General features: G+C 36.0%; 26 protein-coding genes. 6 read left to right on the forward strand and 20 right to left on the reverse strand.

The window, feature by feature from the left end:
- Positions 1-15: 15 nt before the first annotated feature.
- From lepA to gpr, 3 genes are all read right to left on the reverse strand, one after another.
- Entirely contained in the window at positions 16-1,839 is a 1,824-nt protein-coding gene (gene lepA / locus LCF45_RS21355) for an elongation factor 4 (protein WP_002015204.1), read from the reverse strand.
- A gap of 208 nt (positions 1,840-2,047) precedes the next feature.
- Positions 2,048-2,410: a DUF3679 domain-containing protein gene (locus LCF45_RS21360; protein WP_063607626.1), complete on the reverse strand. Its 363-nt coding sequence runs from the start codon at positions 2,408-2,410 to the stop codon at positions 2,048-2,050.
- A complete protein-coding gene (gene gpr, locus LCF45_RS21365) occupies positions 2,410-3,513 on the reverse strand; it encodes a GPR endopeptidase (RefSeq protein ID WP_002088693.1) in 1,104 nt (367 codons plus the stop codon). Before gpr ends, LCF45_RS21360 begins: the two co-directional genes overlap by 1 nt.
- A gap of 180 nt (positions 3,514-3,693) precedes the next feature.
- Between gpr and rpsT the strand changes: the two genes are divergently transcribed.
- On the forward strand, positions 3,694-3,951 hold the full coding sequence (gene rpsT / locus LCF45_RS21370) for a 30S ribosomal protein S20 (RefSeq protein ID WP_002088694.1): 258 nt from the start codon (positions 3,694-3,696) through the stop codon (positions 3,949-3,951).
- An 84-nt stretch (positions 3,952-4,035) separates the two neighbouring features.
- Here the strand turns inward: rpsT and holA are convergent, their stop codons facing one another.
- Positions 4,036-5,046 (reverse strand): DNA polymerase III subunit delta, encoded by a 1,011-nt coding sequence (holA, locus tag LCF45_RS21375; protein ID WP_263894273.1) that lies wholly within the window; start codon positions 5,044-5,046, stop codon positions 4,036-4,038.
- A 348-nt stretch (positions 5,047-5,394) separates the two neighbouring features.
- On the opposite strand from holA, the gene LCF45_RS21380 reads away from it, so the two are divergent.
- Positions 5,395-5,529 carry a YqzM family protein gene (locus LCF45_RS21380; protein ID WP_000997609.1) on the forward strand — a complete coding sequence of 45 codons (135 nt, stop codon included), beginning with the start codon at positions 5,395-5,397 and terminating at the stop codon, positions 5,527-5,529.
- Positions 5,530-5,560: 31 nt separating this feature from the next.
- On the opposite strand, the gene LCF45_RS21385 is transcribed toward LCF45_RS21380, so the two are convergent.
- From LCF45_RS21385 to LCF45_RS21395, 3 genes are all read right to left on the reverse strand, one after another.
- Positions 5,561-7,882 (reverse strand): DNA internalization-related competence protein ComEC/Rec2, encoded by a 2,322-nt coding sequence (locus LCF45_RS21385; RefSeq protein ID WP_263894274.1) that lies wholly within the window; start codon positions 7,880-7,882, stop codon positions 5,561-5,563.
- A 14-nt stretch (positions 7,883-7,896) separates the two neighbouring features.
- Positions 7,897-8,454, reverse strand: coding sequence for a ComE operon protein 2 (locus LCF45_RS21390; RefSeq protein WP_002088698.1), 558 nt, complete (start codon positions 8,452-8,454; stop codon positions 7,897-7,899).
- A gap of 63 nt (positions 8,455-8,517) precedes the next feature.
- Positions 8,518-9,117, reverse strand: coding sequence for a helix-hairpin-helix domain-containing protein (locus LCF45_RS21395; protein WP_263894275.1), 600 nt, complete (start codon positions 9,115-9,117; stop codon positions 8,518-8,520).
- A gap of 77 nt (positions 9,118-9,194) precedes the next feature.
- Between LCF45_RS21395 and comER the strand changes: the two genes are divergently transcribed.
- Positions 9,195-10,022, forward strand: a complete 828-nt coding sequence (gene comER / locus LCF45_RS21400) for a late competence protein ComER (protein WP_002129160.1) — start codon at positions 9,195-9,197, stop codon at positions 10,020-10,022.
- 172 nt (positions 10,023-10,194) lie between these two features.
- On the opposite strand, the gene LCF45_RS21405 is transcribed toward comER, so the two are convergent.
- From LCF45_RS21405 to LCF45_RS21440, 8 genes are all read right to left on the reverse strand, one after another.
- Entirely contained in the window at positions 10,195-10,944 is a 750-nt protein-coding gene (locus LCF45_RS21405; RefSeq protein ID WP_002088700.1) for a class I SAM-dependent DNA methyltransferase, read from the reverse strand.
- Positions 10,941-11,297: a ribosome silencing factor gene (gene rsfS, locus LCF45_RS21410; RefSeq protein ID WP_000653209.1), complete on the reverse strand. Its 357-nt coding sequence runs from the start codon at positions 11,295-11,297 to the stop codon at positions 10,941-10,943. The genes LCF45_RS21405 and rsfS overlap by 4 nt, the downstream gene beginning before the upstream one ends.
- The gene (yqeK, locus tag LCF45_RS21415) at positions 11,294-11,863 is read right to left on the reverse strand and encodes a bis(5'-nucleosyl)-tetraphosphatase (symmetrical) YqeK (RefSeq protein WP_002129163.1); all 570 of its coding nucleotides are present in this window, start codon (positions 11,861-11,863) and stop codon (positions 11,294-11,296) included. The genes rsfS and yqeK overlap by 4 nt, the downstream gene beginning before the upstream one ends.
- The gene (locus tag LCF45_RS21420) at positions 11,853-12,422 is read right to left on the reverse strand and encodes a nicotinate-nucleotide adenylyltransferase (RefSeq protein WP_002015218.1); all 570 of its coding nucleotides are present in this window, start codon (positions 12,420-12,422) and stop codon (positions 11,853-11,855) included. Before LCF45_RS21420 ends, yqeK begins: the two co-directional genes overlap by 11 nt.
- Before the next feature lie 135 nt (positions 12,423-12,557).
- A complete protein-coding gene (yhbY, locus tag LCF45_RS21425) occupies positions 12,558-12,851 on the reverse strand; it encodes a ribosome assembly RNA-binding protein YhbY (protein WP_002015220.1) in 294 nt (97 codons plus the stop codon).
- 4 nt (positions 12,852-12,855) lie between these two features.
- Positions 12,856-13,689 (reverse strand): shikimate dehydrogenase, encoded by an 834-nt coding sequence (gene aroE / locus LCF45_RS21430; protein WP_263894276.1) that lies wholly within the window; start codon positions 13,687-13,689, stop codon positions 12,856-12,858.
- Between the two features lie 15 nt (positions 13,690-13,704).
- Positions 13,705-14,811 carry a ribosome biogenesis GTPase YqeH gene (gene yqeH, locus LCF45_RS21435; protein WP_002167651.1) on the reverse strand — a complete coding sequence of 369 codons (1,107 nt, stop codon included), beginning with the start codon at positions 14,809-14,811 and terminating at the stop codon, positions 13,705-13,707.
- A 3-nt stretch (positions 14,812-14,814) separates the two neighbouring features.
- Positions 14,815-15,327 (reverse strand): YqeG family HAD IIIA-type phosphatase, encoded by a 513-nt coding sequence (locus LCF45_RS21440; RefSeq protein WP_002015225.1) that lies wholly within the window; start codon positions 15,325-15,327, stop codon positions 14,815-14,817.
- A gap of 246 nt (positions 15,328-15,573) precedes the next feature.
- On the opposite strand from LCF45_RS21440, the gene LCF45_RS21445 reads away from it, so the two are divergent.
- Complete coding sequence (locus tag LCF45_RS21445) at positions 15,574-15,729, forward strand: sporulation histidine kinase inhibitor Sda (RefSeq protein ID WP_002015226.1); 156 nt, start codon at positions 15,574-15,576, stop codon at positions 15,727-15,729.
- Positions 15,730-15,881: 152 nt separating this feature from the next.
- Here the strand turns inward: LCF45_RS21445 and LCF45_RS21450 are convergent, their stop codons facing one another.
- From LCF45_RS21450 to LCF45_RS21460, 3 genes are all read right to left on the reverse strand, one after another.
- Positions 15,882-16,670, reverse strand: coding sequence for a phosphatidylserine decarboxylase (locus LCF45_RS21450; protein ID WP_002129166.1), 789 nt, complete (start codon positions 16,668-16,670; stop codon positions 15,882-15,884).
- 291 nt (positions 16,671-16,961) lie between these two features.
- The gene (gene sigK, locus LCF45_RS21455; RefSeq protein ID WP_000051382.1) at positions 16,962-17,675 is read right to left on the reverse strand and encodes an RNA polymerase sporulation sigma factor SigK; all 714 of its coding nucleotides are present in this window, start codon (positions 17,673-17,675) and stop codon (positions 16,962-16,964) included.
- 183 nt (positions 17,676-17,858) lie between these two features.
- Positions 17,859-19,355: a DUF4901 domain-containing protein gene (locus LCF45_RS21460; RefSeq protein WP_263894277.1), complete on the reverse strand. Its 1,497-nt coding sequence runs from the start codon at positions 19,353-19,355 to the stop codon at positions 17,859-17,861.
- A 304-nt stretch (positions 19,356-19,659) separates the two neighbouring features.
- Here LCF45_RS21460 and LCF45_RS21465 point away from each other — a divergent pair, with 304 nt between their 5' ends.
- A complete protein-coding gene (locus LCF45_RS21465; RefSeq protein WP_002015229.1) occupies positions 19,660-20,310 on the forward strand; it encodes a GTP pyrophosphokinase in 651 nt (216 codons plus the stop codon).
- A gap of 75 nt (positions 20,311-20,385) precedes the next feature.
- Here LCF45_RS21465 and LCF45_RS21470 read toward each other — a convergent pair whose 3' ends face one another.
- Positions 20,386-20,850, reverse strand: a complete 465-nt coding sequence (locus LCF45_RS21470) for a hypothetical protein (protein ID WP_002129170.1) — start codon at positions 20,848-20,850, stop codon at positions 20,386-20,388.
- A gap of 54 nt (positions 20,851-20,904) precedes the next feature.
- Positions 20,905-22,290, reverse strand: coding sequence for an alkaline phosphatase (locus LCF45_RS21475; RefSeq protein WP_002129171.1), 1,386 nt, complete (start codon positions 22,288-22,290; stop codon positions 20,905-20,907).
- Positions 22,291-22,559: 269 nt separating this feature from the next.
- On the opposite strand from LCF45_RS21475, the gene LCF45_RS21480 reads away from it, so the two are divergent.
- Complete coding sequence (locus LCF45_RS21480; RefSeq protein WP_002129172.1) at positions 22,560-23,399, forward strand: GNAT family N-acetyltransferase; 840 nt, start codon at positions 22,560-22,562, stop codon at positions 23,397-23,399.
- Positions 23,400-23,404: the final 5 nt, after the last annotated feature.

The following is a 23,404-nucleotide window of genomic DNA, read 5'->3' on the forward strand; positions in this document are numbered from 1 at the left end:
TTATAGTTCACTCCATTAGTTATCATCCATTTTCAGTACAGCCATGAATGCTTCTTGCGGCACTTCTACAGAACCAACAGACTTCATACGTTTTTTACCTTCTTTTTGCTTATCAAGAAGTTTACGCTTACGAGAAATGTCACCACCGTAACATTTTGCAAGTACGTTTTTACGCATCGCCTTAATTGTAGAACGAGATACAACTTTATTTCCGATGGTCGCCTGAATTGGCACTTCAAACTGTTGTCTTGGAATTAATTTCTTTAATTTCTCTACAATTACTTTACCACGGTCATACGCTGAATCACGATGTACAATAAATGATAAAGCATCCACTTGTTCATTATTTAAAAGAATATCCATTTTCACAAGTTTAGATGGTTTATAACCAATTAACTCGTAGTCAAATGATGCATATCCTTTCGTATTTGATTTCAATTGATCGAAGAAATCATATACGATTTCTGATAACGGGATTTCATATGTCAATGTAACACGTGTTTCATCTAAATATTGCATATCAATAAACGTTCCACGTTTCCCTTGGCAAATTTCCATTACAGCTCCAACATAGTCATTCGGAACCATAATTGCAGCCTTCACAAACGGCTCTTCTACACGATCGATAGTCTGTGGATCTGGCATATTAGATGGATTATCAACAATAAAATCTTCACCGTTCGTTAAATACACTTTATAAATAACGCTTGGCGCTGTTGTAATTAAGTCAATCTTGAATTCACGTTCAATACGTTCTTGAATAATCTCCATGTGAAGAAGCCCTAAGAAACCACAACGGAAACCAAAACCTAAAGCTTGAGATGTTTCAGGCTCAAATTCAAGAGCAGAATCATTCAATTCTAGTTTTTCTAACGCATCACGTAAGTCGTTATAACGTGCAGAATCGATTGGATATAAACCACAGAATACCATTGGGTTTAATTTTCGATACCCTTTTAACGGCTCTGCAGCCGGACGTTTCGCATGTGTAATCGTATCACCAACACGTGTATCGCCTACATTTTTAATAGATGCTGCCAAGAAACCTACATCACCTACTGTTAACTCGTCACGTTGCGTCGTTTTCGGTGTAAACACACCTACTTCTGTTACTTCAAATTCTTTTCCAGTTGCCATCATACGTACTTTATCGCCAACTTTTACCGTTCCATTTACAACACGGATATATGCAATTACACCACGGTACGGATCATATAAAGAATCGAAAATCATACATTGTAACGGCTCTTCTGAATCACCTGTTGGAGCTGGTACCTTTTCAACGATTTGTTCTAAAATTTCTTCAATACCAATGCCAGCTTTCGCTGAAGCAAGTACAGCTTCCGATGCATCTAAACCAATTACATCTTCTACCTCTTGACGTACGCGTTCTGGGTCTGCACTTGGTAAGTCGATTTTATTAATAACTGGTAAGATTTCTAAATTATTATCAAGCGCTAAATATACGTTCGCTAATGTTTGCGCCTCAATCCCTTGCGCTGCATCCACTACAAGAATTGCACCTTCACAAGCCGCTAAACTACGAGATACTTCGTACGTAAAGTCGACGTGTCCTGGAGTATCGATTAAGTGAAGAATATACTCTTCACCGTCTTTCGCTTTATACGTTAGTTGTACTGCATTTAATTTAATTGTAATACCACGCTCACGCTCCAACTCCATAGAGTCAAGCAATTGCGCCTTCATTTCGCGCTGTGCCAACGCGTTTGTTTTCTCCAAAATACGGTCTGCCAACGTTGATTTCCCGTGGTCAATGTGAGCAATGATGGAGAAGTTACGAATTTTGGACTGTCTTTTTGCTCTTTCTTCTTTATTCATCTATGTTCTCAACTCCTAATAGTCTCGCCAATATACACTAGCACTGATTATATCAATAGAGCAGCAAAGATTCAATGAAAACTCGTGCTGCTTACAATACAAATCACTCTATCTATATCTTATGCGAACAAACCATAAGAGACAAACCTTTTTCAAATTAAAAGACAGCTCTCTTACAAACATAAGACAACCATCCTTCCCGCTACCCTTAACTAAAAATTCCTTTTATTGCCCCAACAACTATATCCGTTCCAAACTTTGTCATATCACGAGCAACACTTGCTATCGCCATACCGATACCTTCTACAACATTAAAACTTCTTAAGCTTTCTAACTGTTTTTGTTTTTCAATAGCCGAAAACGTCTCTCCCGAAATTTCCGATTCAGCCCCAGCGCCTTCTGTTCCTGTCATATGAGCAATTTGTTCATATGACAGCTGACGATATCCTTTCATACTTTTTAAGCCATGATTAGCAAGTCCCACTCCAGCTATCATCATAAGCAAACATAAGACTGTACCGCATATACATAACAGCGTAAATTGACTCAAGCTATTTCTGCCTCTTTCCATCAATGTGTATATGCCCCTGTATTATCCTGATCAATCTGATGATGCAATGCTGCATTTAAACCGCTGGCTATTACATTTGCCATATCCTCAATAAACGCATCTACTTCTTTTGGAGTTACCATTAAATTATGACCAAGAGGAGATAACACTTCATAAATTAACTTTCTCTTTTCTTCTTCTTCTAACGTACCAATAGCTCCTAAAAACATATTTCGACTCTTTTCATCCGGCATATCTTCTTCTGTTAATTTTTTCTTTTCTCCAAATGTAAAACCTGCTGGCAATAAAGAGCGTGACGGTTTGTTTCCTTCTTTCAGTTCCCGGCCAAAATGTTTCAAAATAAAATCAATTGTATCACTCGTAATCGAAACAGCATCTACCACAGTTGGCACACCAATTGCGATAACAGGAATACCTAATGTTTCTTTACTTAGTTCCTTACGCTTATTCCCAACACCAGATCCTGGATGAATTCCTGTATCAGAAATTTGTATCGTACTATTTACTCGTTCAATAGAACGCGCAGCTAATGCATCAATTGCGATGACAAAGTCTGGTTTTGTCTTCTCAATAATTCCGTAAATGACATCGCTCGTTTCAATCCCTGTAATTCCCATTACCCCTGGACGAATGGCACTAACAGGTCTAAACCCTTCTTCCACACTTTCAGGCTGCAATTTAAACAAATGTCTCGTCACCAGTACGTTCTCTACAACTATCGGTCCGAGTGCATCCGGCGTTACATTCCAATTCCCAAGACCTACGATTAAACAACTCGCTTCTTTTGAAACTCCAACCTCTTCTAAGAAATAAGAAAATTCTTTTGCAAAAATACGCTCTACCTTTTGCTGAAGTTCCGTATCTTGTTGTCGTATACCTTGCACCTCAAGAGTTAAATAACTTCCAGGTTTTTTCCCCATCGACTCAGATGCAATTTCATCAATAGTTACTTTTGTAATTGTAACTCCCTCTTCTTCCCTCTCTTTTACAATAACTCCCTGTATCCCTTTTTGTTCTTCTTGGCGCTCTTGTAGCATTTGGTGCGCCTCTACAGCAAGGTCAGTTCTAACACTATATTTACTTAAATCTAATGGTTCTTTCATCGTATCTCCTCCGTAATTCATAGTAAATATCGTTAGATTTCCCCAAGTTATATTAGGTCATTCTTTCCTTTACGTGAAATTTCATTGATATACTATTGCAATTCTCTTCACCGTTTGATAAAATATCACTTGTTCTATGTAAGAATCGAGTCATTCGATTGCACCAGGGAGGTGAAAAGTATGGCAAACATCAAATCTGCTATCAAACGCGCTAAACTTAGCGAAGAGCGTCGTTCACATAACGCTTCTATCAAGTCTGACATGCGTACTGCTGTTAAAACTGTAGAAACTTTAGTTACTAATAACGATCTTGAAAATGCTAAAGAAGCTTTCAAAACTGCTTCTAAAAAACTTGACAAAGCAGCTCGTAAAGGTCTTATCCACCAAAACGCTGCAGCTCGTCAAAAATCTCGCTTAGCGAAACAAGTAAACGCGTAAGGCGTTTAAAAAACGATCCATTCGGATCGTTTTTTATATACACAAAAAAGTTCACGTACTAAGTACGTGAACTTTTTTGTGTCACTACATATGATTTAACCGCATTAAGAAAAACTCAAGCACAAGTTTCTTATCCATCTTTCCAGTCTTCATACTATAATCAGCTTCCGCCAATTCTATAATAACTTTTTTTAATTCTTCAAAAGAGAAAAACTTCGTTTGATTCATCGCCAACTTTACCCGGTACGGATGTACACCAATATGGGACGCGATTTGATTTTGTCCGTAACCACGCTGTTGCAACTCTTTCACTTGATGCAGCAAGCGGAACTGACTTACTAATAAAGCGAGCAGTTTAATCGGTTCTTCCTGCTGTGTAAATAATCCGTCTAAAATTTGCATCGCACCAGTGATATCTTTTTTCACCACTTTTTCTGTTAAAGCAAACACGTTTTGCTCAACAGATTTCGGCACAAGTTCCGTGACAAGTTTTGGCGTAATTTCTCCGCCCATACCGACGTATAACGTTAACTTGTCCATTTCCTTCGCCAACATTGTTACATTACTTCCCACAAGCTCTAACAATAAACTAACAGCTGCATTATCAATATGCACATGCACCTCATCCGCACGAGAAACAATCCACTTCTGAACATCCTGCACTTGCATCGCATTTGCTTCTATTACATCCGCTGTTTTCTTTAATAGTTTTGTAATTTTTTTTCGTTCGTCTAATTTTTCATAAGGCGCAACAAAAACAAGAATAGAAAAAGGAGATGGCTCCCCAATATATTCTTCTAAAATTTTTATATTTTGTTCTAATTTTTCTTTTTGTGCCGTTAAAAATAGTGGTGATTTTATTAATATAACTTTACGCTCTCCAAAAAAAGGAAGCGTATGCGCATCCTCAACTACATCTTCTAAATACGCTTCTTCCAAATCGTATGTCACAACATTAAACTCTCGATCTTCCTCTTCAAGCGCTTCCGTTGTAATAAGCTTTATCGTTTCATTTATAAAATAAGCTTCCGTTCCATACAGTACATACAACGGAGCGAACTGTTTCTTTTTAATCTTCTTATGTATATCACTCATATTTTTTCCTACTCCCTAACTTAGCAATATATATTTATACTAATGCCCTAGCTTTTGTTTTACAAGTACAAAGGGACGGTCTTTATAACCCGCCCCTTTATTTATATAAAACGCCACGCAATAAGCCCCGGATTTCTTATTGGTGTGCGGTAATCACCTTCCCTTTATTATTTACAATAATAACCTTAGTATAAGTGCCAACTGTTAACATGATTGGAAATGAAAAATTCACGCTACTTAACTAACTAGAAAAAGTATACAAATACTCTATTTCACTTCATATGGAAATTGTAGATTTTTTTCTGACAATATTTTATACTAAAATGGAATGTTGGGGAGGGATTCTAAATGAATGATTTTGAACAAAACGTTCAAAGTAAACGCAATGACGCTATTGATTCAGGGGTAGGATTTATCGTCTCATTTGGTTTTTTCGCAACACTTTTCATTATTGCAACTGTTATTAAATTCATCGGTTCTTAAAGGCTGCTGCTTAACGGCAGTCTTCTTTTTTTCATCTTCTATGTGTTTCATCATATGTGATTTTACTTTGAAAGGTTCCTTTTTCTCCATTAAAAACATAGGAAATAGCACCTTGCTTATCCGTACGCCATATATCAATACCCATCTTCTTAAAACGCTCTATAACTTCCTTATGCGGGTGCCCATACCTATTACGCTCCCCCACAGAAATAATCGCTACAGCAGGCTGTACAAGGCTTAAAAATGGATCTGTAGACGATGTTTTACTCCCATGGTGGGCAACTTTTAAAATATTAGCCCGCAAATCAGGATATGTTGATACTATAAACTTTTCTCCTTCTTCTTCTAGATCACCCGTAAATAGCCATGTTAGTCCCCCTAGTCTGGCCCATAGTACAATCGAAGAGTCATTTTCTCCCTTTTCTTTCCCCTTTGGAGCTAATACGAAAAATTCCGCTTCATTTACCCTCCAACCTTCCCCTTCTCCTACTACACTTATCTTCATGCTCTTTTCTAACGCCTTTTTCTTCACCACTTTTTCCAATACAGCATCTTGTTCCTTTCTCCCAAATACAACTTCTTTTACAATAATAGATGACAGCAAATCCAGCGCAGCACCTATATGATCCGCATCTCCGTGCGTTACAATTAATTTATCAATCGTTTTTATACCTTCTTTTTGTAAAAAAGGAACAAGAATATCATGCCCAACAGAAAATTCATGCTTTTTCTGTTGCCACGCTTCCTTCTTGACAGGAAGGGCTCCTCCTGTATCAATAAGATAAACCTCTTTATCGTATGGAAGACGAATTAATATCGCATCTCCCTGTCCAACATCAAGAAATGTAACACTCCCACTTTCGCGAAAATATGGATATACATAATGACAAGTACTAATAAAAAGAAACACACCCACAACTATGCACAAATTTTTTTTCGTTATTACCCTTTCCCAAATCACAAATATACTAACGATACTAAAACAATATATAGCCACAAGAAATAAAAGAGTTTGACCAAAAGTAAGTCGGATGAAAGGGAAACTTTCACAGTAACTTAGAAAATCATTAGAAATGGTTAAACATAGTGAAAGTACATATGCAATTCCTTTTGCGAAAAATGGAATAACCGGCATACATATAAGAATAATGATGCTACACGGCAATACAATAATGGATAGAAAAGGAACATATATAAGATTGAGGAAAATGCTATAAGGAGAAAAATAACCAAAATGATATAACAAGATGGGGGTACTAGCGAGCTGTGAAATTATAGAAATGTAAATAGAATTTCGAACTATCCCATTACTACGCCCTAATAATATCGGCGCAGATAGTAGTAAAGAAAAACTACCTACAAATGAGAATTGAAATCCAATGTTGAAAATAAGATACGGATCGTATATAAGCATACATATAGCTGTTATACTTAAGGCGTCTAGACTAGATAAGCGAACAGAGCACATGAAAGCTACCAATAATAAAACTCCTGTTATAGAAGCCCTCACAACAGATGGCGACGCCCCAGCTATGATCATATACAGAGGAATGCAAACTATAAGGCATACTGTTGCTGTCTCTTTCGTCACACCACTTCTTAGCAAAACAAAATACATTATAACCATTAATAGTACGATATGCGATCCTGAAATTGCTAACAAATGTATAAGACCAAATTGTTGATATTGCTCTTCTACTTCAAACGTCATTTGTTGTCGATCTCCAAATAATAATGCGTTCATAAATGCACCTGATTGTTCCGGGAACATTTCTGTAACTTTCGAGATTGTTTGTTGCCTGAGAAGGAAAATCCATTGCACGAGTGACAACGATGTTTTGTGACATTCAGAAATGTATGTCACATCAAATATAAAATGTATTTTTTGCTGATATAAATAATTACGATAATCAAAAACATGAAAATTCCGGGCAGTTTGTGGTTCTTTCACCTCCCCTTTAAATGTACACGATATACCTACATGTAATTGTTGCAACTGCTTCTTTTCCGAAGCAGATTGTATTTTATAATTTAACTGCACTAAGTTCTTATTCTGATCTTCAATTTGAAAAGAGAGACGATCCCCATTAATTAGAGGTGTATTTTGCACGACCCCTCGTGTAACTTCATAGGACTCCCCTAGCGGCTTATTTAGACTCTGAACATACGTGGTGTACATAACGCCACTAAAACACGCTATTATACAAAATATGAAGGTTTTACGCAAAGTACGATATAAACAAAATAAAACATAACAAACGAAACAACAAGCAGCCAACAAATGCGATGCGGAAAAGGTAATTGCAATCCCAATTATAAACGAGATTGCAACATAGCCCCATTGCCCATTCAACTCATACTCACTCCTTATAGCATCATTTTCGCTTTAGTGAATACACGCTGTAATTCTTCCATTGATAAATTATCTTTTTCTAAAGCTGCGAATAATTCCTTTAGCTGTAAATGACGCTCTTGTTCCTCTAGCGATGTAATATCGTATTCTAGCGGAACGTGCTTTACTGTTACACTCGCTTGTTCAAATAACTCTACGGCATACGGATGATTTTTATAGTCCTGTGCATAATAAACCGCTGTAACACCACTTTGAATAATCGCCTTACAGCACTGCAAACAAGGAAAATGTGTGACATAAATTTCCGCTTCCTCTGTTTTTGCACCAAATTTCGCACATTGCAATAAAGCATTCATTTCAGCATGAATTGTACGAACGCAATGATTATCAATGACATAGCAACCATCGTCTATACAATGCACACCACCTTTAATTGAACCGTTATATCCACCAGCAATAATTCGTTTATCACGAACGATTGTCGCTCCTACCGCAAGCCTTGTACATGTACTACGTAAAGATAGTAGATGGCTTTGCGTCATAAAATATTGATCCCATGAAATTCGTTCCATATTTTTCACCTTCTTTTTTGTCTACTTGTAGTGTAGCGAAAAAAGAAAAACTTCGTCAATCTTTTATGGAATAATAATTTGATCTTTTATTTTCTCTAAAGACTTCGCACCAATCCCATCAATTTCTAATAAATCTTCTATTTTCTGAAACAGACCATGTTCTTCTCGATATTTCAAAATACTTTCCGCTTTCCGAGAACCAATGCCTGTTATTTTTTCAAGTTGCTCTTTAGAAGCTGTATTTATTTGCACTTTACCCTCGCTTTTTGAAAAAGTAGCCCCTTCTTGCACTGGCTCATTCTTGTTAGGAACATAAAGAAGCATTTGGTCTTGGACCATTTGCGCCAAATTCACTTTCTTCACATCTGCATCCGGCAACAAACCACCAGCTTTTTCAACCGCCTCCTTCACCCGGTCCCCTTCCTTCATTTCATACACACCCTCTTTAAAAACCGCCCCTTTCACATCAATTATAATTATTTTTTTCTGCTCCTTTGCATCCAATACTTTCGGTTTACTTTTTTTCTCCACATCTTTCACTTGAATTTCCGTTGTAACGAGCGATCGCTCTGTTTGCTGATTCGTTTTCCAGAAAAAAAGAAAAATCAAAGTGCCAATAATAACCACTAATCCCAACCATTTTTTCGGAAAATCCCACATCATTTTACACCTCTAATCATAAATTTATAACATCATTCATATTGTTTAGGAGAAAGCTGTTACGAAGGAGGGATGAAACATTGAACATAGGAATTATAGGGACAGGGAACATGGGGAGTATACTAATCGATGCATTTTTAGAAACCCGTGCTGTCAAACCTTCGTGTCTTACTATTATTAATCGGACGCCTGCCAAAGCATATCATATAAAAGAAAAATACCCTTCTGTTCATATAGCCAAAACAATCCAAGAGGTAATCGAACAATCCCAGCTTATTTTCATTTGCGTAAAACCGATAGATATATACCCTATTCTACAAAAATACGCTGACCATTTTTCAGACGAAGATTGCTTAGTTTCTATCACAAGCCCCATATCTCCATCACAATTAGAAACACTTATACCTTGCCACGTCGCTCGTATCATTCCAAGCATCACAAACCGCGCCTTATCCGGCGCATCACTATTTACATTTGGAAATAACTGCTCTGAAGAATGGCAACAAAAACTACTTCGTCTATTCAAAAACATTTCTACTCCCCTTGTTATAGAAGAAGATATAACGCGCGTTTCATCTGATATAGCAAGCTGCGGCCCTGCTTTTTTTAGTTATTTATTACAATGTTTCATTAACGCTGCTGTAGATAAAACAAATATTACACATGAAGAAGCCACTACTTTAGTAAGTGAAATGGTCATTGGAATGGGGAAATTACTTGAAAAAGAAATTTTTACATTACCTACTTTACAAGAAAAGGTATGCGTTAAAGGCGGTGTTACAGGAGAAGGTATTCGTATTTTAGAAGAGCACGTTGGGGATATGTTTCATAAATTAATCGAACGGACACATGAGAAATTTGATGAAGATTTAAAATGCGTTGAGCAGCAATTCAATAAACACACATAATAAATACGCCATCGTAATCCCAAACCCTTTTTATTAATACTTATCTTTTTCATACTACATTTTCACTAAAACTAGCATTTTTACACTTTACACATATCATCTTTTTATTTTTCTAGAACTAAAACTACATCTTTTCTATAAAACAAAAGCAACCTTATCGGTTGCTTTTCTTTTATCCATTCTTCTTCGCCATAAAAAAGATGCGCTCTGTTTGTTCTGTCACTTCAATTCGTTCAAAGTCACCTGTGACGCGAAGCACTGTAAACCCAGCTTCTTCAAGCCATTTTGTTAACACTTCAACTGAATACGCACGTTGCACGTGACATTCGTCAAAACGATGATACACATCTTCTTCTGAATCTTGTACAAAGAATGTCAAATCATGTTCCACACTATCTGATTCTTCTCCAGGGAAGCAGTTCCAAATAAGTGATATTTCTTCGCCGTTCACTGTATATGTTTCATTTTGAAATACGTGATGTATTTTATATAAAGAGTGTACATCGAATAAAAACAAGCCATCCTGACGTAAATGGTGGAAAACTCTTCTAAATGTTTCTTGCACTCCATCTTCTTGCAATACATAATTTAATGAGTCACAAAAGATTGTCACACAATCAAATTCACCAGGAACATCGAGTTCTCTCATGTCTTGTTGGTAAAAAGGAATAAAATAGCCTTCTCCCCCCAATTTTTGCTGCGCGACAGTTAACATTTCTTCCGAAAGATCTACACCAATTAAGTCATAACCTTTTCGCACAAGCGGAAGTGTTACGTTACCAGTTCCACATGCTACGTCAAGGATTCTTGCCTCTTTCATAGATGCCTGTTGTAAACTTTCCTCTGTGAATTCCACCCATTTATCATAAGGGACATCATTCATCAGTTCGTCATACAGCAAAGCAAATTGTTCGTATTTCATTGATCTAGCTCATCTGCAATATCTTCACGCGGCACATCGCCCCATAGACGCTCTAAATTATAGTGATTACGCTCATCTTTATGGAATACATGAGCAACCACATCACCAAGGTCTACTAAAACCCAACGCGCTTCATCAAAGCCTTCCATACGTTGTACGTTAATTTCGAACTCATGTGCCTTCGCTTTAATTTCACGTGCAATTGCTTGTACTTGCTTGTCTGAATTTCCGTGACAAATAATAAAATAGTCTGCAATCGGTGAAATACCTTGCATATTTAGTACAACCATATCTTCTGCTCTCTTATCATCAGCTGCTTTTGCCGCTAATACTAATAACTCTTTATCTTTCATTTATTAATTTCCTCCTTGATAACTTCATTGTATGTTTGGAATGTTAATGGATAAATCGTTTGATCTTTTTCCATTAAAAATTGAATTGTTCGCTTTAAAGCAAACAGTAAAGCTTGATTTATATCTTTATATGCGAGTTTCCTCGCTTCTTCTACACCAGGAAACTTACGTCCTGGTTCAATGTAATCTGCTACATAAATAACTTTATCTAACATTGTCATTTTTTCATGACCACTTGTATGATATGTAATAGCTTGTAGAATTTCAGGATCAGTAATGCCTACTTCTTTTTCTACTAAGTATGCCCCAACAGGTGCATGCCATAACTCTTTGTTATAGTGCAGTAGATCCTTTGGCAAAGCTTCTCCCTTAATAATCTCTTCCATTTCTGGAATCGCTCTACATTTTGCATAATCGTGAAATATAGCAGCCGTCTCTGCCTTTTTCTCATCTACACCATATAATCGGGCAAGTTCAATCGCTGTTTCCATTACACCAACCGTGTGTATATAACGTTTTTCATGCATTTGTTGTTTGACAATACTAAGTGCTTCCTCACGATTCATACAACCCATTCCTCTCGATATATACCTGTACTTTTTCGGGGAGTAAATATTTGCACGTTTTCTTCGTCATATATCTCTCACGTAACAGAGAAGAAGAAACTGCAAACTCCGGAATTTCCACTTTTACGATATCATAAGGCGTATGTAATGTATAACCTGGTCTTGCAACTCCAACGAAAGTCACAAGCTTAAGTAACTTTTCAATGTTATACCACTTCGGCAAATACTCAACCATGTCTCCGCCAATAATAAAGTGAAACTGCACATCCGGATACTTCTCCGTTAATTGTACCATAGTATCGTACGTATAAGATGGGCCTTCTCTGTCTAGCTCTTCTAAACAAATTGAAAAGTATGCTTCTTCCTCAATCGCTATTTGCAGCATATTTAATCGACTTTTCACACTCGTAATGTTACGTCCTTGCTTGTGCGGTGGAACTTGATTCGGCAAAAACCATACCTCTTCCAACCCTAAAGCATGATACACTTCATTTGCAATTAACAAATGCCCATTATGAGGTGGATCAAACGTGCCACCAATAATGCCAATTTTTCTCAAAAGAAACGCTCCTTCCTTTTACATACAGCAACTCTCCCCATACATATTCGAAGAGAGCCCACTGTTAATAAAAGTTCAATTGGTTTCGCTTTCTACATATCAAGCGTCCATTACGAAATAACTCACGTATATCTTTTATCGAGGAAGCTTAATCTGCTTATTTTCTCTTGATTCTTTGTATAAAACAATTGTGCTTCCGATTACTTGAACGATTTCAGCTCGTGCACCTTGTGCAAGCTCTTCTGCAACTTCACTACGATCAAATTCACAGTTTTGTAATACGCTCACTTTAAATAGTTCACGAACTTCTAATGCTTCTCCAATTTGTTTCACCATATTTTCATTCACGCCACCTTTTCCAACTTGAAAAATCGGTGTTAAATGATGTGCCTTTGCACGTAAAAATCTTTTTTGTTTTCCTGTTAACATATAATTAGCCTCCAAGCTCTCTCATTACTAATTGTTTCATTCTATCAATATTCGGCACACACCCTGTCCACATTTCAAACGCAAGTGCACCTTGATAAACGAACATATCGATTCCATTTTGAATTATTGCACCTTTTTCTTTCGCATCGCCTAAAATTTTCGTCTCAAATGGATTATAAATAATATCAGAAACAATCGTTCCTTGTTTCAATGAACGAATTTCCAGCGGCGTATACTCAACATGTGGATGCATACCTATCGTTGTTGTTTGGATGATAATATCATATTCCCCTTGATTCTCTGCTGCACATTCTAACGATAGAGCATGCGAATTAACATTTGCCATGCACCCAGAGATAAGGTTTTTCGCCTTATCTCTCGTACGATTAGCAATATCAATTTCTTTCACACCTACATCGGCAAGCGAGAAGTAAATAGCTCGGCTAGCACCACCTGCACCGATTAATAAAATACGTTTCTCTTGAAGTGGATCTTCACTAATTGACTGCAGGGCACGAACAAAACCAATTCCATCTGTATTATACCCAATCAATTTTCCATCTCGATGAACTACTGTATTTACCGCACCGATTTGCCTTGCTAACGGGGCAATCTCATCCAAGTACTCCATAATTGCAACTTTGTGCGGAGTCGTTACATTAAATCCTGAAATACCTAATGCTTTCAAACCTTTTACTGCTTCCCCTAGCGCTTCTTCTTCTACAAGAAACGCATGGTAATGGGCATCCATATTCAAGTGTTCAAATGCATCGTTATGCATAACGGGTGATAATGAATGTCCAATTGGATTTCCGATTACACCATATAATTGTTTCATAAATCCCTCTCCATATTAAATTAAAGATTTACGTAATGAAACACTTACTCCTTTTGGTACATGAGCAACAATTTTCGCTCCTGATTCATTTACAGTAACCCAGCCCAATCCAGAGAATACAACATCCGTTTTCGGCTCACGAATATTAAATTCATATTTCACAAACTTAGGCATATTTTCTAATTCTTCTGGTGTCGGTGGATTCAATAATTCTCCAGCGTGTTTTTCGTGCAATTCATCAGCCTTTTCAAGCTTTGTACGATGGATTGTTAAACGGTTTGAGAAATGACAAGTGAATGCACGACGGCCCCCACTTACATAATCAAATCGTGCTAATCCACCAAAGAATAATGTTTGTTCTTCATTTAATTGGAATACCATTGGCTTAACTTCTGTAGTCGGTGTAATAAGCTTTAAGCTTTGTTTCCCAACATAATGCGCCATTTGATGATGATTAATAATACCTGGTGTATCGTATAAAGATGACGTTTCGTCTAATGGGATATCAATTAAATCAAGCGTTGTTCCTGGGAAATGTGATGTTGTAATTACATTCTCAGTCTCATCACTAAACTCTTTAATCATACGATTAATAAATGTTGATTTACCAACATTCGTACATCCAACAACATAAACATCTTTACCCTCGCGGTAATGCTCAATTGCATCAGCAAGTTCAGCGATTCCTTGTCCTTTAGCTGCACTAATTAAAAAGACATCTTCTGGTTTTAAACCAAGTTGCTTTGCACTATAGCGCATCCAATGTTTTACTTTATCATGCTTAACTGACTTTGGAATTAAGTCAGCCTTATTCCCTACAAGTAATACTTTATTGTTCCCTACAAAACGATGTAAGCCCGGTAACCAGCTACCATTGAAATCGAAAATATCTACGATTTTAACCACTAGTGCGTCTGATTGTCCAATTCCGTTCAAAATACGAAGGAAATCATCATCTGTTAAAGATACATCTTGAATTTCGTTATAATGTTTCAAACGAAAACAACGTTGGCAAATTACTTGTTCTTTTTCTAAAGATGATACAGGAGCGTATCCTACTTCATTTTTATTTTCTGTTTGAATTTCTACACCGCAACCAATACATTTAATTGTTTCAGTCAAACTTTATTCCTCCCAGTTAATTAAGCCTTTTTTCTTCATGTTTCTCATAATTCTTCGTTCAATTTTCCGATTAAATCGTGTCACCAATCCGTCCGTTTGCGCTACCGGTACAACTAAAATTGTATGAAGTCCCACACGATTTCCGCCGAGCACATCCGTTAGTAACTGATCTCCAATTACTACAACTTCATCTGGCTGCAGGTGCATCTCATGTATCGCACGCTTAAATGCGCGAACAAACGGTTTGCGCGCACTATGAATAAACGGAATACCTAATGGGTCAGCGAAGTCTTTAACGCGTTGCTCGTTGTTATTTGAAACGACCGTTACTTGAATATCATTTTCTTTCATTTTCAAAAACCACTCTTCAAGCTGTGGCGTTGCGTTTGGACGATCCCATTCAATTAAAGTGTTATCTAAATCAGTAATAACTCCTTTAATTCCACGTTTTTTCAAATCTTCTGGTTGAATATGATATATATTTTTCACATATTCATTTGGTAAAAATAACTTCAATTTCTTTCACCTCTTTGAGGATTTTTCATAAAATTTTTCGACAACATTTTTCGATAGATAACCTGTGGATAAACTTGTACACACTTTCCACGTTAATTTTTCAGTCAATTTGGAATTTACTAACAATCTATCCACATTTTATCCACTGAGTTATGTGGATAACCTCTTGTTTGTGACTGTCATATTTTTTTGGTACATTAAATGCAACAACGAATCAATCCTTATATTATTAGGAGGTGACTCACCTTGAAAACAAAACATATGGAACAGTTATCTACTGATTTACTCACTGAGTCTTATTATAAAGCAAAAGAACTAAAATTAAATCCCGACTTCATTTTACTTATAAAACAAGAAATTATTAGACGCTCGTTAGAGGACAAGCTCGTCAAATCTTCTTGAGTACATATAGATTGCTGATTGACCTGTAAAAAGAGCCATCCTGCGATGGCTCTCGAATAAACAAGTACTCCCATCTAGGGGATTTCTTCATTAAGCATCTTTGTCCACATTTCTTAATTAGAGCTTCATAAGTATATTATAAAACCTTTTCTTTACTTATGAGATACTCGGGTTGCAATTTTTTCACCAAGACGCAGCTCTTGCCCACTTGTCAATTCCTGCACTGCTTTAATCATATCTTTTTCAAATAATAAAACAACTGTTGAGCCAAATGTAAAGTATGCCATCTCTTCACCTTTTTGAACAGTACTTCTTTCATGAAGGAGCTCGATACTATTAACAAACATAGCACCTACTTTTACAAGTGCCATATGTTCGCCGTCACTATTTACTTCTGTAACAGAGCGATAATTTTTTGACAATGGTTCTTTCCCATACTCCATACCCGCTGCATTTACCGGATATGATTTTCTACCGAGTACAAATCTTTCAGTCACAGAGCCAGAAAGCGGGCTATGAATGCGATGATAATGACTTGGACTCAAATAAATCACCATATATGTACCGCCTGCATATCGCTTTGCACGCTCTTCATTACCTAGCATATCCACAATTGAATAACGCTTTCCTTTTATATCGAATGTTTTTGTATCCTCAATAGGACCTTGATCAGCAAAAACACCATCAACAGGACTAACGATACTCGATGCATCAGTATCAATACTACGCTTTCCTTCTTTTAGCCTACGTGTAAATAAATCATGCAATGTTCCATATTCCTTCAAACCCTTTTCCATCTCATCTTGATTAATTTGAAAAACTTTCACATACGATGGAATAATGATAGAGCTCAAACGAGATTGTGCAAATTTACGTAATATATAAGAAGTAAAACGACCATTTGTAAGTTCGATCATAAGTCGATATAATGTCCGTCGCAAATTACGAAACCTCCTAATCAGCCTATAACTTTAGTTTCCCCTTCTTTTCTCTCTATATCATATGTAAAATTGGTTTTTATTCCCACATATAGAATGGAGCCTTCTCGTTATACACGAAGAAAAACTAAGTATAATTTTTATTCTTAAATTGTTTAGCACCTTCTAATATTACAGATAGAACCCGCCATTTTCAACAGTGAACATGTATTTCTTCTTAGAACAGCTCGTTTTCTTTCCGTTTTCCCGAAAGAAAAGCAGCCACTTTTAAAGTGTAGCTGCTTACAATACACATTATTCTTTTGCTTTTTTCTCTTTCTCAGCCCGCACAAATTCATGGAACATTTTCATTAAAGCACGCTTTTCAATTCGCGATACGTAGCTTCTTGAAATACCGAGTGCCTTCGCAATCTCCCTCTGTGTTTTCTCTTTATCAAGCCCAAGTCCAAAACGCTTCACAATTACTTCTTTCTCTCGTTCGTCCAAAATATCGATATACTCTTTAATTTTTTCTAACTCCATACTAAGCTGAATCATATCAATTACATCTTCAGATTCTGATTTTAATATATCAATAAGTGATATTTCATTACCCTCTTTATCTTGCCCAATCGGATCATGAAGTGAAACGTCTTTTTTCGTTTTCTTTAGCACACGTAAATGCATCAAAATTTCATTTTCGATACAGCGTGCTGCATATGTTGCAAGCTTAGTTCCTTTCCCTGCTGAATAGCTTTCAATCGCTTTAATAAGCCCAATGGTACCAATTGAAATTAAATCTTCTGCATCTTCACCAGTGTTTTCGAATTTCTTAACAATATGAGCTACAAGCCGTAAATTATGTTCAATTAAAAGATTTCTCGCTTGAGCATCACCTTGCTCCATTAACTCTAAGTACTTTCTCTCATCATCTGATGATAACGGCTGCGGGAACGCATTGTTCTTCACATAAGAAACAAATACAAACACTTCTCGAACCATATATCCAATTGCGGCGAATAGACTCAAACCTTTCACCTCCGCCAAAATAGTGGTCTTTACTATGTGTATGTGGGCATGAGGTTGTTTGTGTCTGTACGATGTAAATATGGAACTCTTAACTTAATGGCATTCTTAAATCACTCAACGCTAATCATTAAATTTTTCTATAAACATAGTAAAAGCCAATCGAAACGTATCGATTGGCTTTTACTAATATTCACTCCAAATTTTCTCTCCAGTCTGCGCATCTATGTAACGAATTTTCCGACTACAATCGACGGATTCTTTATGATTTTCACTCCTCGTTTGTTTATACAGCAGTTTATATTTCATTTCCTCTGCATCATGATCTATACACCATTCTAATTTTACTCGAATGACCTCTTTATATATTTCTAACGCTTTTTCTTTTGTTACTTTTGGTGCTGTTTCATGTGCAAGTAACTCTTCTATTATATTGCTAGGTTTTCCCGAGTAGTGCATCACAGCACCATTTTCTGTATTAATGTTGACCATGAATTCCCTATACTCTACCGGAATTTCATTCACATATACTGAAAAGACAAATCTTTCAATCCCTTCATCTTCGTCACGTTCATCCCAAAGGCGAAGATATTGTGTAACATCTGGAATAACATGTTCTAAAAATTGAAGTGCTTTTTGTAAACATTCCTCTCTAGACAGTATTTGTTTTACTTCTTTATCGTCTGCCAGTTTTATAAAACCAATTAATTCATTGGTTGATTTATCAATCGTAATGCCAACTAAATTATTATATTTTAACATCGGTAAATGCTTTTTAAAGAATTCATTCATTAAATATGGATTCTTTTCTTCTTTCTGTTTTTGTAATTCCTCTTTCGAAACAAATTTCATCCTTATTCCATCTTCATTTTCTGTCTCAGCCACTTTTGTAAAACTTTCTTTATCCCAGTCAAATAAATCGAATATATCATCTTGTTGACTACCTTTTTTCGGTTTTTCAACAGCTACAGTTGGAGGCAATTTATAATGATCTGGGTCAAACAAATCTTTACCTGTACTTGCATCAATAAACGCATGACTAGGTTCTGGTTCATATACAAGATGATAGCCTTTTACTTCCTCACCATTTTCATATTTACATGAAGAATGTGTTAAATCCACAAATACAAGTCTCATATCTTGTCTAGCTCTCAAAGTTTCTAAAACGACGTTCTCCTCAACAATTTCAATTGGCCATAACGGTTTTTTCTCTATAGCTTTTTGTCCATTGTAATGAAAATGCACAACATTACCTGAAGGATGAATTCGCACAACACATCCTGTATTCGGCAATGGATATCCATTCACTTCCTGCATATAATTTATTTCTTTCCAAACACGCCAGTCATCCTTAACTGACACATATGTATAAAATTCTAATCCTTCTTCCACATGTTTTTTTATAAATACATTTGCAATCTCTCTTGCCTTATTCTCCTCTATCGCTTCTTTATCACTCGAAAAATAATTTTCATCATCTATCCTGAATTCAAATAAATTACCAGTATGCCTATTTAATGAAATTTGTATCTGTTTCTCCTCATCCTCTTTATGCCCCCACCATAATAAATGATGAGGATCATCCACTCCTTCTTGATCATCTACAACAAGCCTATATTCATCTGGAATTTCAAAAATATGAGCCACTTTCTCTTTTCTTTCTTTATCTTTTGGATTCATCATACCCTCTCCTTTATTACAATTTAAGGTAATTATAACAAACAAAACCAAAAACCATTAGCAAAAAGACAAAAAGCTGAAACAATTAGTTCATACGAATTTCACATGAATCTATTACTATAGGAATTGTACATAGTGAAATTACTAACAATGACGTTTATTCATATATAATTTCATTTGAAAGGGGTTGAAAAGATGAAAACTAAATATCGCTTTATGATCTCATCATTTGCTGCTTGCGCCTACATGATTTGGTGTTTAGTATAATAACAACTTCACTTGTAAATAAGAAAAGGTGTGTATATAAATGGAATATAACCAATCAACAGTTAACTACTGGAAAGCTTTTGTATTACCTTATACATTCGCTTTAGAAGAGTTAAAAACTAAATTTGAAATTATGAACCGGGAAGCTCAATTTTTAGAAGACTACAACCCGTTTGAACATATAAAAACAAGACTTAAACAACCCGAAAGTATCATTAGGAAGCTTGAGCGTAAAAACTTATCACCAACAGTTGAAAATGCTCAAACACAATTACAAGATATTATTGGCATCCGTATTACATGTTGCTTTGTAGAAGATATTTATCATTTAAAAGAAGTTATTGAAAATCGTGGAGATATGGAAATTGTAGAAGTAAAAGATTATATTGCTAATCCAAAAGGAAATGGCTATAAAAGTTTGCATATGATTATTAAATATCCATTGTCACTAAATTCTGGTACGAAAGATGTCTTTGCAGAAATTCAATTACGTACACTTGCCATGGACTTTTGGGCAAGTTTAGAACATAAGCTTTACTACAAATATGAAGGAAATATACCTGACTATTTGAAAGATGAACTACATGACGCTGCTATGAAAGCTGAAGACCTCGATAATAAGATGGCAACAATCCGTCAAGATATTGATGACATTGAAGCATGTTCAAATCAAATTTTATTACCACTTTAAAAGGTTCTCTCCTATGAGAACCTTTTTATCCCGCTATTTGCGGGCAGTAAGACTCCCACTGATTAAAGTTTCACTTTATTTCTTCTCTATCGTACGAACCTCTTCAATCTTCCACCCTTCTTCTTCTTTTCCAAGTGCGTACTGCATTTTCTTCTGAAGAGTAACCCCTCCATCTACTTCTTTTTCCTCCGTTTCAACAATAACAAGCCCACCTTTAAGAGCTTTCATATTCATATGTTCTAACTCTATTTTCTTATTTCCCTTTTGAAATGCCGCTTCCTTTTGTGTTTTTAAGTCTTCAGCACTAGGCATCTTCTTTGAAAATAACTCCATATGTTCAGCAAGATTTTTTTCATTCGTTGTCCGTACAAATGCCTCAATAACATCTTGAATGGATTTCTCTTCTTCTTTCGTTATATGTACCTTTTCCTCAGTTTTCCCAGCAGATTTTTGTTCTATATTATTCTCTTGAGATTGACATCCAACTAGCAATAATACGAATACTAGAAGGAATCTTAATTTCCCTAAAAAAACGCTCATCTTTCCATCTCCTAAAAAGAAAAGTGAGGCATTTCGCCTCACTTTCATTTATAATTAGCGTCTTCCTTTATTCGGATCGCCGCCGCCAACGATGTCAAAGACACGTTTAGCTATATTTGTATTCTCTTGAACGCCAGAGAATAAGTATTTACCTGGTCCGAATGCATATACGTTCACATCTTCACCTGTATGTCCACCCGTTGTCCAACCTGTAACCGAACGCTTATTGAAGATATCTTCAATTGCATTATCAATCTTTGTTACATCTTTTGATGGAGCTATATCATTTACAGCTTTAATTTCTTCTGGTGTTAATTGTAGATCAATATACTTTTTCAATGTTTCTTCTACATTTGCACCTTTTACAATCTCATTTGCCATAAAGTCTGGCGTACGTTTCGCAGCTTTAATCGGATCTACTTTAAAGTTATACTCACCATTCGCACCTAAAGATAATCCGCCAGTAGCATGGTCTGCAGTTGCAACAACTAATGTGTTCTTATCTTTTTTCGCAAACTCAATTGCTGCTTTAAACGCTTTTTCGAAGTCTTCCATTTCACTCATTGCACCGACAATATCATTATCATGTCCAGCCCAATCAATTTGACTACCTTCGACCATTAAGAAGAAACCGTCTTTATTTTTGTTCAAGCGCTCAATCGCTGCATTTGTCATCTCTTCTAATGAAGGTGTTTTGTCAGTACGGTCAATCATTTTGTCTAAACCACCTGGTGCAAATAAGCCAAGAACTTGATCGCTTTTATCATTTAATAATTGATTACGATCTGTTACATAACTATAACCAGACTTCTTAAATTCTTCTGTAAGATTGCGGTCTTTTCTAACAAAGTTCTTTACGCCCCCGCCAAGCATAACATCTATTTTATGCTTACCTTTAATTTTTTCATCAAAGTAATCATTTGCAATTGCGTCCATATTTTTACGACTAATATCATGTGCACCGAATGCAGCTGGTGTTGCATGCGTAATTTCAGAAGTTGCAACGAGTCCCGTTGACTTCCCTTTTTCTTTCGCTTGCTCCAATACTGTTTTCACTTCAGCTTTATCATTATCTACTGCAATAGCTGCGTTATATGTTTTTATACCTGCTGACATCGCAGTAGCTGCCGATGCAGAGTCTGTAATATTTTCATGTTCATCTTCTGGATATGTTTTTTGTGTTCCTACAAGATGCTTATCAAATTCTGTAGATTCCATCTCAAATGTTTTTGGATTATCTTTCATATAACGATGAGCTGTCATATATGAAGGCCCCATACCGTCCCCAATTAATACAATGACATTTTTAATTTTTGCATTGTTTCCGTTCTCATCTGCATTAACCTCACTAGAACGCGTAAAATTCCATGTTGCTACCGAAGTAACTGCTAACGACGCCACAACTGCAAATGGCCATGCTTTTTTTACAAACTTTTTCACTGTCTTGTCCCCCTAATTAGGTTATTCATTTCCCACTATCAAATTTAATAGAAGACTGTTAAGAGAAAATGAGTTATATGTAAATTTTTTGTTAACTTATGTAAATTTAAGTTATAATTTGTATAAGTTTGTCTTTTCATATCAAGCATACTCCCCTTTACAAAGATAAATATAAACATGTTGGATTTCTTTTAATACGAACCTATTATTTTACATTTCTTAATATTATTCTTATTTTTTCTAATTTAAATAGAAATATGGTGAACTTTATGAAAACAGTAAAACTAGACGAATCTTCCATTCCAGCCTTACTCTCTCTTTGCGAATCAGTTGGGTGGTTACAGCATGCGAGTTTTATGAAAGAGCAATTCCATATGTACCTTTCCATTGGCACAATTTTTGGCTATGTACATGAGAATAAACTTATTGCAGCGGGCGGGGTCTTTTCGTTTGCCCCTGGATTTTCTTCTATCGGTATGTTAATCGTGCATCCTGATTTTCAAAGAAAAGGAATTGGCCGTATTTTGTTAAACAATAGCTTAAAAGTAACTTATCCATCGCTCCCTATTACACTCATTGCAACAAAAGCTGGTGAATCCTTATATGTATCTTATGGATTTCAATCAATAACAACAATTCATCGTTTCGAAAAACAAGCGGCTCATATAAGTACAAATTCTTTTCCCATAAAACAAATTCAGCAAGCCGATCTTCAATCTCTCATTTTTCTTGATCAAACTGCGACTGGTGCAGATCGTTCTAAGCTTTATTTATCACTACTATCGAGAGCAACTTACTCCTTTAAAATAGAGCGGGATAATCAAATAGATGCTTTTGCTTTATGCATACAAAAAGGAGATGTACTATGTATCACTCCACTTATTTCAAAAAAAGAAAAAGACGCTATTCAGTTATTAGAAATAATTTGCAACTCGTGGAATGGGACAATACGCATTGATGTTCCGCACTCACAATTCATTTTCCGTCAATTTCTTCAAACAGAAAATTTCCAGGAAACGCTCCTTTCACCTCTTATGATAAAGAATGGTAATCAACTTCCTGGAAATCGTAATATACTATTTGCTATGATAGATGCAGCGTTATGTTAGAAAGG

The organism is Bacillus sp. 41-22, from assembly GCF_025809295.1.
Lineage (GTDB): Bacteria > Bacillota > Bacilli > Bacillales > Bacillaceae_G > Bacillus_A > Bacillus_A mycoides.

Coding starts and splice junctions, on each gene's coding strand:
- gpr (WP_002088693.1), bottom strand. CDS start 3,513: ATGAAAGAACCATTAGATTTAAGTAAATATAGTGTTAGAACTGACCTT.
- LCF45_RS21470 (WP_002129170.1), bottom strand. CDS start 20,850: ATGAGCGTTTTTTTAGGGAAATTAAGATTCCTTCTAGTATTCGTATTA.
- rpsT (WP_002088694.1), top strand. CDS start 3,694: ATGGCAAACATCAAATCTGCTATCAAACGCGCTAAACTTAGCGAAGAG.
- LCF45_RS21360 (WP_063607626.1), bottom strand. CDS start 2,410: ATGGAAAGAGGCAGAAATAGCTTGAGTCAATTTACGCTGTTATGTATA.
- LCF45_RS21465 (WP_002015229.1), top strand. CDS start 19,660: ATGGAATATAACCAATCAACAGTTAACTACTGGAAAGCTTTTGTATTA.
- LCF45_RS21460 (WP_263894277.1), bottom strand. CDS start 19,355: ATGATGAATCCAAAAGATAAAGAAAGAAAAGAGAAAGTGGCTCATATT.
- LCF45_RS21405 (WP_002088700.1), bottom strand. CDS start 10,944: ATGAAATACGAACAATTTGCTTTGCTGTATGACGAACTGATGAATGAT.
- yhbY (WP_002015220.1), bottom strand. CDS start 12,851: ATGTTAACAGGAAAACAAAAAAGATTTTTACGTGCAAAGGCACATCAT.
- LCF45_RS21380 (WP_000997609.1), top strand. CDS start 5,395: ATGAATGATTTTGAACAAAACGTTCAAAGTAAACGCAATGACGCTATT.
- yqeK (WP_002129163.1), bottom strand. CDS start 11,863: ATGAATCGTGAGGAAGCACTTAGTATTGTCAAACAACAAATGCATGAA.
- lepA (WP_002015204.1), bottom strand. CDS start 1,839: ATGAATAAAGAAGAAAGAGCAAAAAGACAGTCCAAAATTCGTAACTTC.
- LCF45_RS21480 (WP_002129172.1), top strand. CDS start 22,560: ATGAAAACAGTAAAACTAGACGAATCTTCCATTCCAGCCTTACTCTCT.
- aroE (WP_263894276.1), bottom strand. CDS start 13,689: ATGAAACAATTATATGGTGTAATCGGAAATCCAATTGGACATTCATTA.
- LCF45_RS21395 (WP_263894275.1), bottom strand. CDS start 9,117: ATGATGTGGGATTTTCCGAAAAAATGGTTGGGATTAGTGGTTATTATT.
- rsfS (WP_000653209.1), bottom strand. CDS start 11,297: ATGAAAGATAAAGAGTTATTAGTATTAGCGGCAAAAGCAGCTGATGAT.
- holA (WP_263894273.1), bottom strand. CDS start 5,046: ATGAGTGATATACATAAGAAGATTAAAAAGAAACAGTTCGCTCCGTTG.
- LCF45_RS21390 (WP_002088698.1), bottom strand. CDS start 8,454: ATGGAACGAATTTCATGGGATCAATATTTTATGACGCAAAGCCATCTA.